17 protein-coding genes are annotated in these 16,552 nt (G+C 58.9%); 1 reads left to right on the top strand and 16 read right to left on the bottom strand.

Features of this window, described 5'->3' with window-relative positions; genetic code table 11:
- Positions 1-22 precede the first annotated feature (22 nt).
- Genes J4G14_07705 through J4G14_07730 form a run of 6 tightly spaced genes read right to left on the bottom strand, consistent with a single transcriptional unit; the run spans position 23 to position 4,665 of the window.
- Positions 23-352, bottom strand: a complete 330-nt coding sequence (locus J4G14_07705) for an antibiotic biosynthesis monooxygenase (protein ID MCE2457687.1) — start codon at positions 350-352, stop codon at positions 23-25.
- A gap of 23 nt (positions 353-375) precedes the next feature.
- Positions 376-1,179, bottom strand: coding sequence for an ABC transporter ATP-binding protein (locus tag J4G14_07710; protein MCE2457688.1), 804 nt, complete (start codon positions 1,177-1,179; stop codon positions 376-378).
- Between the two features lie 5 nt (positions 1,180-1,184).
- On the bottom strand, positions 1,185-1,793 hold the full coding sequence (locus J4G14_07715) for a hypothetical protein (protein MCE2457689.1): 609 nt from the start codon (positions 1,791-1,793) through the stop codon (positions 1,185-1,187).
- Positions 1,794-1,796: 3 nt separating this feature from the next.
- Positions 1,797-2,834 carry an iron ABC transporter permease gene (locus tag J4G14_07720; GenBank protein MCE2457690.1) on the bottom strand — a complete coding sequence of 346 codons (1,038 nt, stop codon included), beginning with the start codon at positions 2,832-2,834 and terminating at the stop codon, positions 1,797-1,799.
- Positions 2,834-4,066, bottom strand: a complete 1,233-nt coding sequence (locus J4G14_07725; protein MCE2457691.1) for an ABC transporter substrate-binding protein — start codon at positions 4,064-4,066, stop codon at positions 2,834-2,836. Before J4G14_07725 ends, J4G14_07720 begins: the two co-directional genes overlap by 1 nt.
- Positions 4,067-4,113: 47 nt before the next feature.
- A complete protein-coding gene (locus J4G14_07730) occupies positions 4,114-4,665 on the bottom strand; it encodes a bifunctional nuclease family protein (protein ID MCE2457692.1) in 552 nt (183 codons plus the stop codon).
- Positions 4,666-4,942: 277 nt separating this feature from the next.
- On the opposite strand from J4G14_07730, the gene J4G14_07735 reads away from it, so the two are divergent.
- Positions 4,943-6,127 carry an FIST C-terminal domain-containing protein gene (locus J4G14_07735; protein MCE2457693.1) on the top strand — a complete coding sequence of 395 codons (1,185 nt, stop codon included), beginning with the start codon at positions 4,943-4,945 and terminating at the stop codon, positions 6,125-6,127.
- Positions 6,128-6,149: 22 nt separating this feature from the next.
- Here the strand turns inward: J4G14_07735 and J4G14_07740 are convergent, their stop codons facing one another.
- From J4G14_07740 to J4G14_07785, 10 genes are all read right to left on the bottom strand, one after another.
- Entirely contained in the window at positions 6,150-6,629 is a 480-nt protein-coding gene (locus J4G14_07740; GenBank protein ID MCE2457694.1) for a tetratricopeptide repeat protein, read from the bottom strand.
- Positions 6,630-6,633: 4 nt separating this feature from the next.
- On the bottom strand, positions 6,634-7,482 hold the full coding sequence (gene panB, locus J4G14_07745; GenBank protein MCE2457695.1) for a 3-methyl-2-oxobutanoate hydroxymethyltransferase: 849 nt from the start codon (positions 7,480-7,482) through the stop codon (positions 6,634-6,636).
- Positions 7,483-7,515: 33 nt separating this feature from the next.
- The gene (locus J4G14_07750) at positions 7,516-8,397 is read right to left on the bottom strand and encodes a DUF2520 domain-containing protein (GenBank protein ID MCE2457696.1); all 882 of its coding nucleotides are present in this window, start codon (positions 8,395-8,397) and stop codon (positions 7,516-7,518) included.
- Positions 8,394-9,371: a P1 family peptidase gene (locus J4G14_07755; GenBank protein ID MCE2457697.1), complete on the bottom strand. Its 978-nt coding sequence runs from the start codon at positions 9,369-9,371 to the stop codon at positions 8,394-8,396. The genes J4G14_07750 and J4G14_07755 overlap by 4 nt, the downstream gene beginning before the upstream one ends.
- 32 nt (positions 9,372-9,403) lie before the next feature.
- Positions 9,404-10,627 (bottom strand): hypothetical protein, encoded by a 1,224-nt coding sequence (locus tag J4G14_07760; protein ID MCE2457698.1) that lies wholly within the window; start codon positions 10,625-10,627, stop codon positions 9,404-9,406.
- Between the two features lie 34 nt (positions 10,628-10,661).
- Positions 10,662-11,564 carry an ABC transporter permease gene (locus J4G14_07765; protein MCE2457699.1) on the bottom strand — a complete coding sequence of 301 codons (903 nt, stop codon included), beginning with the start codon at positions 11,562-11,564 and terminating at the stop codon, positions 10,662-10,664.
- Entirely contained in the window at positions 11,564-12,505 is a 942-nt protein-coding gene (locus J4G14_07770) for an ABC transporter permease (GenBank protein MCE2457700.1), read from the bottom strand. Before J4G14_07770 ends, J4G14_07765 begins: the two co-directional genes overlap by 1 nt.
- 133 nt (positions 12,506-12,638) lie before the next feature.
- Positions 12,639-14,396 (bottom strand): hypothetical protein, encoded by a 1,758-nt coding sequence (locus J4G14_07775; protein MCE2457701.1) that lies wholly within the window; start codon positions 14,394-14,396, stop codon positions 12,639-12,641.
- Positions 14,397-14,707: 311 nt separating this feature from the next.
- Positions 14,708-15,610, bottom strand: coding sequence for an ABC transporter permease (locus J4G14_07780; GenBank protein MCE2457702.1), 903 nt, complete (start codon positions 15,608-15,610; stop codon positions 14,708-14,710).
- A complete protein-coding gene (locus J4G14_07785) occupies positions 15,610-16,551 on the bottom strand; it encodes an ABC transporter permease (protein MCE2457703.1) in 942 nt (313 codons plus the stop codon). Before J4G14_07785 ends, J4G14_07780 begins: the two co-directional genes overlap by 1 nt.
- Position 16,552: the final 1 nt, after the last annotated feature.

Raw genomic sequence — 16,552 nt, forward strand, 5'->3', positions numbered from 1 at the left:
TAAGGGCTGTTTACATTGTAACCTAGACTGGTGACTTGGCCTGTCCGATTTCAGAGGCGAGCCGGACCTCGTAGCCTCTGAAACGGGCGTGACCGAGGATGAAGTCGGCCCTCGGGCCCGAGTGTGCATGTCTAAAGCCCTCGCTCCGGACCCACTCGCGCTGATGTTCCTTGGACTTCCACTGGGTGACGATCAGGTACTCTTCGAAGTCCTCGTCATCGTCGTCCAACTTCCACATCTGGAAGCGGATGAATCCGGGATGATTCTCGACGCCGCCCTGCTCGGAGAAGCGTTCCTCCAACTGATGCCCGGTGCCCTTCTGAACCCTGATCCTGTTGGTTCCGACGTACATTGTCCTCTCCTTGCAGATCTCTGCTAACCAAGCCGATACGGGTAGCAGACCGGCCGCTGTGTGAGCGGGTCTTCAGAGACGTGTGCCCCTATCCCAAACACCTCCCTCAGCACATCCGGGTGAATCACCTCGCTTGCGGCACCGTCAGAGTGAATTCTGCCTTCCCTGATCGCGATCAACCGAGGACAGTAACGTGCGGCGAGATTCAGGTCGTGAAGCACGACTATCACCGTTATTCCCTCTGAGCGATTCAGTTCCGACACGAGGTCCATCACCTCTAGCTGATGGCTAATGTCCAAGAACGTCACTGGTTCGTCCAGCAGCATCACTCGCGGCTGCTGGGCCATGGCCATCGCGATCCATGCCTTCTGTCGTTCGCCGCCTGAGAGTGTCACGAGTTTGCGGTCGGAAAGGTCTTCCAGGCTACACTTGCTGATTGTCCACTCGATGATGTCCCTGTCCTGCGCCGCGAACCGCTTGAGCCAGGAGACTTGTGGATAGCGGCCATAGCCGACGAGTTCGCGAACTGTCAGTTTAGGGGGAGTCGGCGGCGCCTGCGGTAGTGTGGCCATCTTCCTGGCGATCTGGCCAGTGGGCAGCTCGGGCAAGGACTTTCCGTCCAGATAAACAGTGCCGTGCTCAGGGGCAAGTATACGGCTAATCACCTTCAGCAGCGTAGACTTGCCTGAGCCGTTCGGGCCAATGATGCCGACCATCTCCCCGGCGGAAACGCTCACGTCTACATCGTCCAGTACGGGGTGTCGATCGTACGCGGCGGTCAGATCCTCGACGCGGATGTTGGTCTCTGTGTCGCCCGCTGTGATCATCAAGGCTAGGCCTCGGAGGTCATCGCCATGAAATGGCGCTCGACACGCCCGGACGCCAGCATGAATCCGATTGCCATGAGCCACAGGAAGAAGGCAGTGCCAATGATCGGGTGCATGATGGTGGCAGAGTCGATCCAGATGAACTGCATAGCCAGTCCGATGATCGCCGATAGCGGCGCGATTTTCCTCAGGTTACCTCCGACCATCCACTGGTAACGTGCAGCTACGATCAGAGCAAGGCCGGCCGCTGCGAAACCGATCTTGCCAGTGAGCCATCTGATGTCGGCAACCGGTTTCAGCCACTGTTCCGGCGTCGCAAGAATGGAGGTGGAACTCACCTCAGGGCGAAGACGACAAGTACGACAGCGCAGGCCCCTGACACCAGAGTGAACAGGCCAGACACTACGAACAGCCCTGGTAACTCCACCCAGGCCATAGAGACCACTGTTCACGGCGATGTACGTCATCGAGTGTTCGAAGGTGTCCTGGTCGGCGTCCGCTGCCCCACGTCCGATAACGGCAACGACTGTGAGAATCGCGGTCGCGAGAAGGAGCCGTCCCGCAGTACGAGCTGTTGCATCCGGTGGCCTTGCAGCTGAATCTTCTGACGTCAATAGCTAAACTCCTCGGCCGCCGATAAAGCGGGTCCTGTACAAAAGGAAGACGAAGAACGGTCCGCCGATAAGCGCGGTGATTATACCTACAGGCATTTCCAGAGGCGACAGCACCATACGTGCGCCGAGATCGGCCCACACCATCAAGGCAGCGCCGCCTATGGCTGAGGCAATTACAAGGTACGCATGGTTGTGACCACCGAGCAGCCGCATCACGTGCGGCACCATTAACCCAACGAAGCCAACCAGGCCGGCGACGCTCACTGCAGAGGCGGCCAGCAGCGACGCCAGGGCTATGGCGGTCAGACGCATTCTCTCTGTTCGGACACCCAGACCGCGGGCCGCGTCGTCGCCAAGCTGCATTACGTTGAGTTGTCGCACAAGCAACAGCGCCCCTATCAGTCCAAAGACGCTGTATAGCCAGACCAGTTCCAGGTGGTTCCAGCTCCGTCCCACAAGGTTGCCGGCCAACCAGAGAATCACCATCAAGCCAGTCGTGAACGCACCCAGCATCGAAGTCACGGCTACTCCGGCAAGCACCATGCGCATTGGCGAGGTGCCGAGACCAGGTTGCCACGACAGTAGATACACGAACACCGATGCGGCCATGGCGCCGCCAAAGGCGACCAGCGGAATGAATGTCGGCAGGCCGGGCATGAGTACCATCACGGCCGTTGCCGCAAGTCCTGCCCCGGCGGTGACGCCGACGATTGTCGGCGCGGCCAGCGGATTCCTCATGACTCCCTGGAGCAGCACGCCAGAAACGGCGAGATTCACTCCTACCAGGGCACCGACCAATGCCCTCGGCACGCGAAGATTCCATATGATCTGACGAGGGACACGATCGGCGTCGCCGACAACGGCGTTCAATACGTCAGAAGGGTTGATGAAGACTGCGCCGATTGAGATTGACAGGACCAGACCCCCGAGCAGTATGCCACTGCCGATGACCAGTACCGCTGACTGGCGCACGTATGATGAGAGTCCGACCCTGGATGCGGAGGGTTGGACTCTCGAGGGGATGGAGTCTGCGAAACCCATTACCCGCCGCTTTCAGCCAGGGCGTCAGGGTAGAGGAGCGGACGTAACTCCTGCATAGCCCACACGATCCGTGGGCCCGGATACCGGAGATACAGCCACTCTGATAGCTCGTGAGTACGGCCTGACTGTGCTGCCGTGAGTCCTGACCACGCGGGATTCGAGAACAGACCTGAGAAATTTTCCTCGCGCGTCTCACTGGGCGACCCGTGGCGCACAACCAGCATGACCTCAGGGTCTTGCTCGACCACCTTTTCCAAGCTGAACGGCGTGTAGGCGTGGTTGGGGATGCCCCGGTACATGTATGGCGGGTCCCCGTCGGTGATCATGCTACCGCCCAGCAGGTTTACCATATCGCCCAGATATGACGCTGAAGTGAACCCCAGGAAAGACTCGCTGGTTCCGAAAATGCCGAACACGGACGGGCCCGGTTCTGGCAGTCCACGTTGTTGCTCTTCAACTCTGGAGCGCAGGTCCATGACGGCCTGCTGTGCCCTGGCGGTGCAGCCGGCCATGCTGCCCAGGAGTTCGACCTTAGCCAGTACGTCTTCAACAGTGTCGACGTCGTAGATCAGTACCGGCACGTCCAGCGCCTGCTGGATCGGTTCTGCGAATCTTCCGTACGTCGGAGACGTGAGTACAAGGTCCGGCCTGACCGCGGCCAGCTGCTCGATGTTCGGGCCGGCGGAGTGTGAGACAGCGACCACCAGTATGTCGTACGCCTCAGGTGGGAACACGAACTCGAGGGGTATCTGCGGGCGAGCCACTGGTGTGTAGTCGCAGGCCATCAGCACCTCGACTATCCACGAGTTGGTGACGGCGACTCGCTCGGGACTGTAGGGAATCTCGACTTCTCTGCCAGTGTCGTCCCTGACTACGCGTGTGTCGGGATGCGGAGTTGGAGTGGGGTCAGGCGGCATCGGCGTGGGAGTTACGACGACCTCCACGACCTTGGTGACCTCCTGCACGACTGGCTTTTCGACCTCAACCACGACAGTCCTGACGACATCTCTCTCGACGACGACTGGCGGTGGGGCAGGGGCCTGTTGGACTAACGTCTTTTCGACTTCGACGATGACGGTCCTGACCACTTCTCTTTCAATGACAACAGGTGATGGCGCGGGGCCATCCCCAGGACTGCCGGTCGCGCATGACACGGCGAAAAGGATTGAAAGAGTGAGAGCTGTCGCTATCACGTAAACCCAGGCTCGTCTATTCTTCGTGATTTGATTCATCCCGTCCTCCGAGAATGCCGTTGGGTGGAATGTCAGATAGGTCGCTTCTAATGTCCGAAGCTATCAAGCGGGAGCTCACGGTCTGCGTCTGGCCCGTCGTCTTTCTTAGTAGCGCGCTCTTCCTTGGACCCCATGATTTCTGTCAGTACGTTTTCGAAAACGGCAGGTAGACCGGGGTTTCCAGCTTCGTGTTGCTTACTGCTCTCGATTGGAGGGACCACACTGGGTTCGTCTTTCACATCGAGGAAAAGTGGAATCTGTACGTGCAGCGCAAACGCGACAAGCTCTACCACGTCGGCTTTAATCCGCGTTAATTCTTCATCGCGGCTCATGCATATCGCCGCACTTACGCCTTTGGTCTTGCTCAGGCTGACTATGACCGAGGTGAATGCACCGCCGAGTTGATCGACACACTCAGAGAGGATTCCATAGATTCCGCAGCGGTCGTTCAGCCCGTGGCCCTCAAGTGCAAGAATGCCTGCCTTATGGCTGGGTATAGTTATCTTGAACTTATCCTTGGTCTCAACAGCCTCGAGAAGCAGGGTTGTCTTATTGGTAGACTGGTCTTTGAAGAGGCGTGTGACTGAAGCGAGCTCCATAGTAGATCCCCAACTTTCCTGATGTCTTTGACTACGTATGGAATAATTCACGTGAATAGTAATGACGTAATCCATACTAATTGGCCACATATAGCCATTATTAGTATATAGATATTCAAGTAATTACTATGACCATAGTGGTAACATTAGTTAAGACGTTGTAGTTCAGTCTCTTCTATGGAGGCACGGTCGGACGGATGAATACCCATACCTGCCCTGTTACAATGGCGTATCGTAGAGGGTCGTCGAGGACTAGATTTCATCGGGAGGGCGGACGATGAAGTGGGTAACTTCCGTATCGGAGCACAGGTTTCTCAAGTACGCGGTTGCCGAGTGCGCGACCGAGATCAGGGAAGCGCTTGGCGAACAGAGTCCAGACCTCGCCGTCGTCTTCGTTTCCGCTCACCATGCCGCCCGGTACGAGGAGCTTCCCTCGCTCGTGAGAGAGTTGATCGGGGAGTGCGTTCTGGTTGGCTGCTCCGGCGGAGGAGTAATCGGAGCCGGCAGAGAGGTGGAGAACCGGCCCGGCTTCTCGATTGCGGTAGCCGTACTGCCTGAGACGACTGTGGCGGCGTTCCACATCGAGAACTCCGATCTGCCCGACGGAGATGCCCCGCCTCACCTGTGGGAGGACATGCTGGGCGTTACTGTCCAGGACGACCCACAGTTCCTGCTGCTGTCCGACCCGTTCAGCGTCCAGGGCGAGCACCTTCTCATGGGACTCGACTACGCCTTCCCTAAAAGCGCGAAGATCGGCGGTCTGGCGTCCGGCGGACAGCAGCCCGGCGCCAACGCGCTGTACTTTGGAGAAGAGGTGCACAGGTCGGGGGCTGTCGGTGTTGCGCTACACGGGAACGTGGCTGTCGACACGATAGTCGCGCAGGGCTGTAGGCCCATCGGCGGGCGGATGCAGATTACCGGGTCTGACCGAAACATGCTAATGGAGCTTGACGGCCGGAGTACCTTCGACGTACTGAGAGAACTGTTCGCCGGGATGAGCGAACGCGACCAGCAGCTTGCCCAGCACTCGCTCTTCCTCGGCGTGGTGATGGACGAATTCAACGACGAACCAAAACTGGGGGACTTCCTGATCAGGAACATCATCGGCCTGGACGCGAAGCGCGGCGCCCTGGCCGTGGGCGAGTACCTTAAAGAGGGTCAGATCGTCCAGTTCCACCTGAGAGACGCCGAGACATCGTCGCAGGACCTCAACGATATGCTGAACCAGTACACGTCGGACGGCGTTCAGACATCAGGCAACGGTGCGCTACTGTTCCAGTGCCTGGGACGCGGCGAGTACCTGTACGGTCGACCCGACCACGACACGGACATGTTCCGCGACAAGGTCGGCGACATCCCGCTGGCCGGCTTCTTCTGCAACGGCGAGATCGGGCAGGTGTCGGGCTCGACGTACCTGCACGGCTACACCAGCTCATTCGGCATCTTCAGGCCGAAGGCCTGATCGACGGACGGTCCCTGACGAGTTAACCAGCCTCCAGCTCTCGCGCTCGAAGAAAATCCTGGTAGGAGGCGTCGGAGTTGCCGAGCAGGTGGTTGACGACGCTCCTGTGGCGGTAGGCAGGCCAGTACTCTGAATCGAGCTCTATGGCCATGTTGAAGTCTGATAGGGCCGACTCCAGGTCTCCGACCTCTGAGTGTGCGAGTCCCCTGTTGTGGTAGGCGTCCCGGTACTCCTGGTCGATTTGGATAGCGCGAGAAGTGTTGTCCACGGCGTCCCCGAAGTTGCCGAGGCACAGGTTGGCGACCCCGAGGTTATTGTGGGCCATCGCATTCGCCGGTTCGAGTTCGACCACCCGCTCCATGTCGGTCTTAGCCTGGACGTACTCGCCTCTGTTCGAGTGGGCGTTGCCGCGTTTGAACCAGGCTTCGGCGTTGTCCGGATCGAGTTCGATCACGGCGGTCGTCTCCGCGATGATCGCCTCAAGGTCTGCGGGTGATGTCACGCGGCTAGACAGGCTTGGCTGAGTACTCGGACAGCTCTTCCAGCACGTCCTCGTTCAGCTTGAAGCTCTCGGAGTCGTCGGGGAACTGCTCGTTTTCGATGTCCCGGATATAGCCCTGGGTCGCCTCGATGATCGTCTGTCCCAACTGCGCGTACTGCCGGGCATGCTTGGGAACGAAGTCCTGGTACAGACCCATCATATCGTGGAAGACCTGTACCTGGCCGTCGCAGCCCGCACCTGCCCCGATACCGATGGTCGGCACGCCGACGCGTTCGGTAATCATGCCCGCAAGCTGGGCCGGAACGCACTCGAGCACGATGGCGTAAGCTCCGGCCTCCTCAAGCGCTCTGGCGTCCTCCATGAGACGTACGGCGTCTTTGAGGCTTCGTCCCTGGACCCTGTAGCCGCCGAGCTGGTTGACCGCCTGTGGCGTTAGCCCGATGTGGCCCATGACCGGGATGCCGCTCTCGACGATGCGGCTGACCGTTTCTGCCTGGGTGCGTCCGCCTTCGAGCTTTACCGACTGCGCTCCGCCCTCCTTGAGCAGGCGTCCTGCATTGTGGATCGCCTCAGGGATATCGGCGTGGTAGCTCAGGAAGGGCAGGTCTCCGACCACGTGAGCGCGCTGGGTGCCCCGAACGACGGTCTTGATGTGATGGACCATCTCGTCCATGGTCACCGGCACGGTGGAATCGTAGCCCAGAACGACCTGGCCGAGGCTGTCGCCGACTAGAATCAGGGGGATGCCGGCCCGCTCGACCAGCTGGGCTGAGGTGTAGTCGTAGGCGGTGATCATGGGGATCTTCTCCCCGTTCCGTTTCATCCGCCTGAGGTCTCTGATCGTAACTCGCATTGGTACCTCCTCGAATCGAGTGAAGTCCGTCGATTATGACCTGACTATGTGCCTGTCTTCGATTTCGGCAGATAGCTCTTCGCTGAGAGATCCCTTCTCCACAGCGAAAGGCAGCCCTGCCAGCGCCAGCTCGCAGTACAGCAGCAGGAACTCTGGCGCGTGCGACTTCAGGGCGTCGAGATGCTTACGGATCGTCCCGACATCGCCGCGAGGGTAGGGGCCGGCAACGCCCTGGGGCACTCCGTTGGCGTCCAGGTTCCTTGCGACCGCGCCCATCATGGGAGTCAGCGCCCTGATGCCCTCGTCGCGAGTGTGGTCGAACTTCGGCCATACCGATGCTGCGACGGACGCGAGCACCGCGAGCAGGTTGCCCATCAGCACGCCCGTAAGATGATAGAGAACCTTGTCCTCGGGCCGCAGGAAGATCGGGTTGCCCCCGATGTCGTGTGCCATCTGCTCCAGGTAGTCATGCATCTCCGGGGCCGACTCGATGCCGAAAGTCACTCCTGGGATGTTCTGTACGCCTTCGTCAACTGAGGAGAACGCTTGCAGCGGGTGGAACGCGCCTACGAGTGCGCCCTGCTCCGCGGCCGCGTCGAGGAGATCGAGACTCGCAGCGCCCGAGCAGTGTGCTACGCCCTGTCCCTCTCTAATCTTCAGCGACTCGCATACGTCGCTAATCGCGTCGTCGGGTGTGGTGATGAACACGATCCCCACCGAGTCGACAAGCTTCTGTTGGCTGCGGTAGGGCACGCAACCCGGAATGCGGTCTGCGAGAGACTGTGCCGAGGCGTGAGTCCGGCTGGCAGTGGCAACCACGGGATATCCCGCATTGTGCAACGCCACCGCGATTGAACCTCCAACCGCGCCGGCGCCGATGAAGCCAATGGGTGTGGACTTGTCGATGTCTCTCATTCAGATAACTCAGAGACGGACTTCACGCCGTCTAGTCCTGTTGCCTTCTGTACGGCTCGCACTATCGCCCTGCTTACGCTCACTGCCGTTGCCGCGCAGAGACGGTTCATGTTGACCGGGCCTTCATGCTGCCGCGTAGACAGGGCAAATATGGTATCACCATCGCTCATCAGATGTGCGGGCCTGACAGCCATCGCGAGACCGTCGTGGGCGACCGCTGCCAGCTTGTTGGCCTGCGACTTTGTCAGTGTCGCGTTGGTCGCTACAACGCCGATGGTGGTGTTTTCTCCGGGTGGTGGCTGCGGGCCTTCGAAATCTGGACTGGTTATCAGACTCATTGAGTCCAGCATGGTGACGCCGTCATCGCTGAGTGGACCGGCAACGATCTGTGATGTCTCCGGGTCGACCACGCCTCCGACTGCGTTGACTGCGACGATTGCGCCAACTGTCACGTCGTTGCCTAGATGAACACTCGCCGTTCCAATGCCGCCCTTGATGCATCTATCGCGTCCCAGCAGCTTGACGACGGTGGCTCCCGTACCTGCTCCGACGGTGCCCTCGGCGACCTCGCCACCGTGGGATGCTTCGCAGGCGAGCCTTCCCGCCCTGGCGTCTGGGCGGACCTCGTGTGTAACCATTCCCAGGTCGAACAGAATCGCAGCGGGGACTATCGGTATGGTGGCGTTGCCGAACTCGATGCCGACGCCTTTCTCCTCGAGATACTCGACGACGCCTGTAGCAGCGGCCAGTCCGAAGGCGCTGCCGCCGCTGAGAAGCACCGCGTGGACCCTGTCCACCATCGCGGTCGGCGACAGCAGGTCTGTCTCACGCGTCCCGGGCGCAGAACCGCGAACGTCCACACCGCCCACGGCGCCGTCTTCGCACAATACGACCGTGCAGCCGGTTGCGTTCTCGGGGTCTGTGTAGTGCCCGACGTTGATTCCAGGCACTGCGGTTATGCCGGGGTTAGACATGAAAGCTCGAAAGGTTGTAGTCAGAGGGTACGTTAAGAGGGGTCTGCAACTGACCAGGAGTTCGAGTCCGGATCGTAGATTTCCGTTGAATTGGTCGGGCCACTGAACCCAAAGCCACCGGTTACGACGACTCTTCCGTCGTCAATTAGCGTGGCTGTGTGGAACCCTCGTCCGGTTTCCATGGATCCTGCATCCGACCAGCTATCCGTGGCTGGATCGTACACCTCCGCAGCGGCGACGAACTGCCCAGATCCAAGGCCGCCGACGACCAGAACTCTGCCATCCTGCAATACGACTGCCGACGGCTTGAGGCGAGGTGTACTCATTTCAGCCGCGGACGTCCAACTGCCGGTGGCGGGATCGTATAACTCGGCCGATGCCAGACGTCCTGATGTCCCACCACCACCTACCACAAGTACCTTACCGTCCTGCAGTACCACCGCCGCGAAGCGTTCCCTAGCATCGGCCATGTCGGCAGTGGCAGACCAGGTACCGGAAGACGGGTCGTATATCTCGACCGACTGGAAAGGGTCATCACCAGCGTCGCCACCGGCAACCAGCGCCATCCCGTTGTCGAGCGGCACGAGGGAGTGTCCCTGACGGGTTTGGGACATGGTGCCCGCAGATGACCACTGGCCAGTTGCAGGGTCGAAAACCTCAGCAGAAGCGAGCACGGATGTGTCGGTACCCTTGCCGTCGTTTCCGCCGGCGACCAGGACGGACCCGTCGGACAGCAGGGCAGCGGCGACGTAGTCTCGCAGGATGCTGATGTCTCCTGCGAATGACCATGTTGCGCTGGCAGGGTCGAATAGGTCGGTCTCTATAAGCGGCCGTTCGAGTTGCTGTTCCTGGATCCCGGCCTGAAGAACTCCCGCTCCTCCTACCAACAGCACCCGTCCGTCATTGAGCAGCACGGCGGCGTGCTGTGTACGCTGGCGGCCCATGGCCCCTCCGGGCTCCCAGCGCCCGGTTGACGGGTCGTAGAGCTCAGAAGTGTCCGTGATTGCCTCGAGCCGTCCGCTGCCGTCATCGCCGCCTGCGACCAGCAGACGTCCGTCCTGAAGCAGGGTGGTCGTGTGGGTACCCCGAGCGAAAGACATGCTGTTGGTCGGGAGAGGAGTGGGCGTATCTATCACGACCATCGGAGTGGGCAGAACTACCTGCTCATCCTGCTGGTCTCCGGACCCGCCTCCACAGGCTCCTGACACCAGAACCAGTGTGCCGAAAATCAGTAACGTCAGAAGTAGAGAGCGCATTTGAATGATCTCACCAAGCTTTTCGAGCAGGGTACTACATCCGGCGTCTCAGTTTGGGATCGAGGCTGTCTCGCAGGCCATCTCCCGCAAGGTTGACCCCCAGAACGGTTATGGTCAGAAAGAGGCCGGGGAAGAAGATGACCCACACGGCACGTGAAATAAAGTTCCGTCCCTCCGCCATGACGTTCCCCCAACTCGGGATCTCCGGCGGCGGGCCAGCGCCGAGGAAGCTGAGGTACGCCTCAGTCAAAATTGCGGCCGCGCAGATGAATGTCGCCTGAATAATCAACGGCGCCATAGTATTGGGCAGGATGTATCGAGCCAGGATGCGGACCGGCGGTACCCCCACCGCGCGCGCGGCGTCTACGAACATCTGCTCGCGCAAACTCAGTACCGAAGACCTCACCACGCGCACGGCACGCGGCGTTTCAACCACTGTCAATGCAATTATGACGTTCTGCATGCTGCCGCCCAGCAGTGCCATCATAGCCATCGCCAGGAGGACGGAAGGGATGGACATCAGCCCATCCATAAGGCGCATTATGACTGTGTCCAGCTTCGGGTAGTATCCCGCGGGAAGCCCGATCAGGATTGCATTGATGAGCGATACCAATGCCACAGACAGCCCGACGGTGAGCGATATCCTTGTGCCGAATATGGTTCTGGAAAATACGTCCCTGCCCAGGTTGTCGGTACCGAACCAGAACTCTGACTGTGGCTCGGCAAACCTGTTGAACGGGTCAACGTCGCCTGCGTCACTGGACGCGATCAGCGGGGCGCAGATGGCGATCAGCAGCATTGCCAGTACGACCGCTATCCCCGCGACCATTGTTGGATTCCTGGCAGAGACTTTCCTGAGGCTCGTCAGTAGCCCACCAACCACTTCACGAGTGGTTGCCGGCTTGAGGGTGATGCCTGCCCGTGGTTCCTCCGCCATCAGTACCTGACTCGCGGATCGAAGTAGGCGTAGGAGATGTCTACTAACAGGTTCACGAAGACGTAGACGCAGGACACCACCAGTATCACGCCCTGGATTATCGGGTAGTCGCGGGCGAGGATCGAATTTATCAGGAGCCTGCCGAGTCCCGGTATGGCAAAGACGCTTTCGGTCACTACCACACCGCTCAGGACGCCGGCGATCCCGAGTCCTATTACCGTCATGATCGGGAGTGCCGCGTTTCTAAGAGCGTGACGGATCAGGACCGACCTTTCAGCCAGACCCTTGGCTCGCGCGGTCCGAACGTAGTCCTCACTGAGTATCTCCAGAACGGTTGCCCTTGTCATACGGGCTATCAGGGCCATCAGGATCACACCGGTCGCGACGGCAGGCATGATCATTCGATGGAGAAATGGCAGGAAGCCTTCGGTCGGGGCAACGTATCCCGCGGCTGGAAAGAGATCCAGTTGGACAGCGAAGAGGTAGATCATCAGGAAGCCCAACCAGAAGACGGGTATTGAAAACCCCAGGGTCGCAAATACCATGACGAATCTGTCTACCCAGGTATTCGCCTTCCAGGCGGCGAGAACACCAAGAGGTATTGCCAGGCTAACTGCAATTATCTCGGTTAGGATCGCGAGTGAGATCGTTGGAACAGCCCACTGGCGGATCAGGTCGAGCACTGGGTGTTTCGAGACTATGGAACGGCCAAGGTCTCCTTGAAGGATGTCTCTAAACCAGATTCCCAACTGCACGGGGAGCGGGCGGTTCAGTCCAAGCTGCTCGCGGATGGCTTCGACCTCTCCCTCGAGCGCCTCATGACCGGCGATGAGTGCAGCAGGGTCCCCTGGCGACAGACGGATTAGGGCGAACACAACGAGCGACACAACCAGCAATACCGGAATTGTGGACAATATCCGTCTGACTACGTATCCGGTCATACCGATCCTTGCAGCGAAAGTCCTGGGAAGGGTCGGAGAACGTGGTGTCGGAAGGGCGACATCTGCACGCCTCCGACCTCTTCCTCTAGTTGGAGTGGCCTAATGGCAGTGGGCGCTCAAGCGGGTTTTCCGCCTATTCGCGGCCCTCTACCCAAACATTGTTGTAGTTCTGCATCCCCTTGATCACGGTGAAGTTCTTGACCCACTTGCGGTATGGGGTCGTCAGGAAGAACTGTCCCAGGCCGAGGAAGGGGACATCATCCCAGAACAGGTCCTCGATTTCGCTGACGATTCGGGCCCGATCCTTGGGGTCCATGGCAGAGGCGTATTCGTTTGAGAGTTCCACCATCCTTGCACTCTCGTAGCCCGTGCGGGCGGAGCCGTTAACCCAGCCGTCGGTAATTGGGTCATGGATCCCGTAGAAGCCATGCCATGTGCTGTGCATGTGCCAGAAGTCCAGGTCTCCTATGTGGGATATCAGGGTCGCCCAGTCCATTCCTGGCATATCTACGTTGACACCTATGTCCTCCATCTGCTGCTTGAACACAGGGCCCAGAGGAGTGATTGTGCCGTAGTCATTGGGGTTCATCAGCAGAATCGGTTCACCGTTGTAGCCCGACTCTGCGATGAGGTTCTTCGCATGCTCTATGTTCTTCTGGTTGTACCGATCGTCACCCTCGTGGGACTCCAGAGGCGTGCCGCAGTGGAAAACGGTTGCGCAAAGCGTCCAGAGTTCCTCAGGGCCCAGCGCCGCCATATAGGCTGCAGGGTCGATTGCCGCCAGAACTCCCTGGCGGAACTTCACTTCGCTGGTTGGCCACTTCGACGCATTGAAGACCAGCGCAGACTTCTTGCCAGGCTTGTCCAGCGCGACATCGATATCCGGGTGTGCCTCCATCTCACCGTAGAAGTCGAGGCTGGCACCATCAACGATATCCCACTCACCCGTCTTCAGGCCGGCGATCTTGGTCTCCTCAGCTGGAACTTCCAGCCAGAGGATCCTGTCCATGTACGGTATCTGTGCTCCTGCAAAGTTGCTGTGTGGGTCGGACCGGGGAACATAGTCCTCGAAGCGCTGCAGGATGACCCTGTTGCCGACTTCCCAGTTCTCCAGTTCGTAGGGGCCCGTGCCGATGTAGTTGTCCACGCCCACATCTTCCGTGGGTTCCAGTACTGCGATCTCCTGCGGCCACATAATCGCTCTGGACCGGAGCTGACCGAGGTGCGATATTAGCGCACCGTAGGGCTGAGTCAGGTTAATCTCAAATGTGAGGTCGTCTATCTCCGCCATTCCGGGTTCGGCCAGGACCTTGCTCAGCGTCTTGCCGGCAGGCTGACGCTTCATCCAGCGCTCCATTGAGGCGAGCACGTCTGAGGAGGCGATGTGACGACCATTCTTGTGGAATGTCGGCCCCTCTCTCAGGGTGAAGGTGTACGTTGTTCCATCGCCCGAAACCGACCAGTCTTCAAGCAACTGAGGCTTGGGATTGAAGTCATCGTCGTAGGCGAGCAACCCCTCTTGATAGTGGAGGTGGACCGCGCCGCACACGTACGCGCTGGTGAAGTCACAGTCGAGAGACTTGATACTGGCTTGGGCCACTACTCTTAAGTCGCCTCCGTACCTGGCTGCTTCAAGAGCAAGTGCCGGGGAGAGCTGGGCCTCAACCTCTCTTACTACCTCTTTCTCTACAACCTTTTCGACCTCGACCTCTTTGACGACTTCCTTTTCGACTTCAACCTCTTTCTCTACGACCTTTTCGACCTCTTTGATTACCTCTACCTCTTTGATTACCTCTACCACCTCAGGCTCAGCGTCGCCTTGGCAGGCACCAATCACCAGGATAGTTGCAAGAATCGCAATCGCTGCAAGAACGGGACTCAAAACACGCAAGACATTCTCCTCACCTTATCTGCCAACCACACAAGGGGGGCAATCCACACTGAATTCGTAGATGGTGGACTGCTCTATGCGTCGGAACGATACAGCGAAGCAAATTGCTTGTCAATTTAGACATGAAATGACGAGCCTGTATCAGTCTGGCAGCTGGAACTGTCATGCTGAGCGAAGTGAAACGGAGCGAAGCATCTTCCAGCCCTCAATGTTGCCTGGTCATCAGATGCCTCGGCATTCGCCTCAGCATGACAAGAAGCGCTACCGACCAAACTGTCACAGGCTCCGGGTACTCTGACCCTAACCGACCCCTACATCCGGCGCCTGAGCCTCGGGTCCAGATTGTCCCGAAGTCCGTCTCCCGCAAGGTTGATTCCAAGCACGGTCAGCGTGAGGAACACTCCGGGGAAGAAGATCACCCACACGGCTCGCCTTATGTAGTTTCGACCCTCGGCCATGATGTTCCCCCAACTGGGGACATCGGGAGGAGGTCCTGCACCGAGGAAGCTCAGATACGCCTCCACCAGGACGGCGGACGCTCCAATGTACGTTGCCTGCACGATGAGTGGCGCGAGTGTATTCGGCAGTATGTGGAGGTAAAGAATCCTGACAGGTGACGTCCCCAGCGCCTTGGCGGCGTCGACGAACATCTGCTCCCTCAGGCTCAGCACCGATGATCTTACGATTCGCACCGCTCTGGGTGTTTCCACTACGCACAGCGCGATTATGACGTTTTGTACGCTTCCGCCCAGGAGAGCCATCAGGGCCATCGCCAGCAACACTGACGGAATAGACATCAACCCGTCCATCACACGCATGAGTACGGCGTCGACTTTACGATAGTAGCCGGAAAGGACTCCAATCATAGCCGCCGAGAAGGTGGCTATGACGGCGACCGCGAACCCCACGATGAGCGAGACCCTGGTGCCATAGATTGTTCTCGAGTAGACGTCGCGTCCAACGTTGTCCGAACCGAACCATGTATCCATCGATGGGGAGAGGAACCTGTTTCTCGGATCGATCTCTTTAGGGTCAATAGTGTTGAGCAGGGGCGCCAGGATCGACAGCACTACCATGACGAGTACGATCGCGATACCACCCATCATGGTCGGGTTGCGCTTGCTCAGGACCCACAGACGTGATGTCGCTGAGCGCAGGCTCAGTGCCGAACACTTCGCAACCTCCGGGGTCGCCTGTTCTTCTCTCTGCGCCATCAGTATCTGACTCTCGGATCAAAGAAGGCGTAGGAGATGTCCACGAGGAGGTTGATAATCACGTAGACGACCGAGATTATGAGAATCGTTCCCTGGATGATCGGATAGTCTCTCGAAACTATGGCGTTGAGAAGCAGACGTCCAAGTCCTGGAATTCCAAACACGCTCTCAGTCACGACCAACCCGCTGAGCAGAGCGGCAACGCCAAGACCGACGACTGTAATGATCGGCAGGGCCGCATTTCTCAGGGCATGTCGGATGAGTACGAGGTTCTCACTCAGCCCTTTGGAACGCGCTGTCCGGACATAGTCCTCATTGAGGGTCTCAAGCACAGTGGCCCTGGTCATGCGTGCGATCAGCGCCATGATTATCACACCTGTTGCGAGAGCTGGGAGCGCTAGTCGATGCAAGTACGAAATCATGTCTTCAGAAGGTGCAACGTACCCAGCAGCGGGAAATAGCGGAATCTTGACTGCAAAGAAGAAGATCAGTATGAAACCCAGCCAGAAGACCGGGATGGAGAATCCGAGCGTCGCGAACACCATCACCACACGGTCAATCCATGAGTTGGCCTTCCAGGCGGCGAGTACACCGATTGGTATAGCTACAGCGAGCGCAAATATCTCCGTTAACACGGCCAGCGAAAGGGTTGGTACGACACGCTGGACTATGAGCTCTGAGACTTCGTGCTTGGATAGAATCGACTGTCCCAGGTCGCCCCTTAGTATGTCCCTGAACCAGATGCCTAGCTGTACCGGCAGTGGTCTGTCCAACCCAAGCTGGCGCCTGATTCCTTCGACCTCCTCCTGGGTCGCCTCCTGTCCGGCGATGATGGCTGCCGGATCCCCTGGAGCGAACCGGATCAGAGCGAATACGACCAGCGCCACTACCAACAACACAGGCAAGGTGGCCAGGACGCGTCTGATAATGTAACCCGTCATG

It is taken from the genome of Dehalococcoidia bacterium, assembly GCA_021295915.1.
In the GTDB taxonomy this organism is placed as follows: domain Bacteria; phylum Chloroflexota; class Dehalococcoidia; order Lucifugimonadales; family UBA1123; genus VXRN01.

Coding starts and splice junctions, on each gene's coding strand:
- J4G14_07770 (MCE2457700.1), bottom strand. CDS start 12,505: ATGACCGGATACGTAGTCAGACGGATATTGTCCACAATTCCGGTATTG.
- J4G14_07730 (MCE2457692.1), bottom strand. CDS start 4,665: ATGGAGCTCGCTTCAGTCACACGCCTCTTCAAAGACCAGTCTACCAAT.
- J4G14_07710 (MCE2457688.1), bottom strand. CDS start 1,179: ATGATCACAGCGGGCGACACAGAGACCAACATCCGCGTCGAGGATCTG.
- J4G14_07765 (MCE2457699.1), bottom strand. CDS start 11,564: ATGGCGGAGGAACCACGGGCAGGCATCACCCTCAAGCCGGCAACCACT.
- J4G14_07760 (MCE2457698.1), bottom strand. CDS start 10,627: ATGCGCTCTCTACTTCTGACGTTACTGATTTTCGGCACACTGGTTCTG.
- J4G14_07780 (MCE2457702.1), bottom strand. CDS start 15,610: ATGGCGCAGAGAGAAGAACAGGCGACCCCGGAGGTTGCGAAGTGTTCG.
- J4G14_07735 (MCE2457693.1), top strand. CDS start 4,943: ATGAAGTGGGTAACTTCCGTATCGGAGCACAGGTTTCTCAAGTACGCG.
- J4G14_07725 (MCE2457691.1), bottom strand. CDS start 4,066: ATGAATCAAATCACGAAGAATAGACGAGCCTGGGTTTACGTGATAGCG.
- J4G14_07750 (MCE2457696.1), bottom strand. CDS start 8,397: ATGAGAGACATCGACAAGTCCACACCCATTGGCTTCATCGGCGCCGGC.
- J4G14_07720 (MCE2457690.1), bottom strand. CDS start 2,834: ATGGGTTTCGCAGACTCCATCCCCTCGAGAGTCCAACCCTCCGCATCC.
- J4G14_07705 (MCE2457687.1), bottom strand. CDS start 352: ATGTACGTCGGAACCAACAGGATCAGGGTTCAGAAGGGCACCGGGCAT.
- J4G14_07785 (MCE2457703.1), bottom strand. CDS start 16,551: ATGACGGGTTACATTATCAGACGCGTCCTGGCCACCTTGCCTGTGTTG.
- panB (MCE2457695.1), bottom strand. CDS start 7,482: ATGCGAGTTACGATCAGAGACCTCAGGCGGATGAAACGGAACGGGGAG.
- J4G14_07755 (MCE2457697.1), bottom strand. CDS start 9,371: ATGTCTAACCCCGGCATAACCGCAGTGCCTGGAATCAACGTCGGGCAC.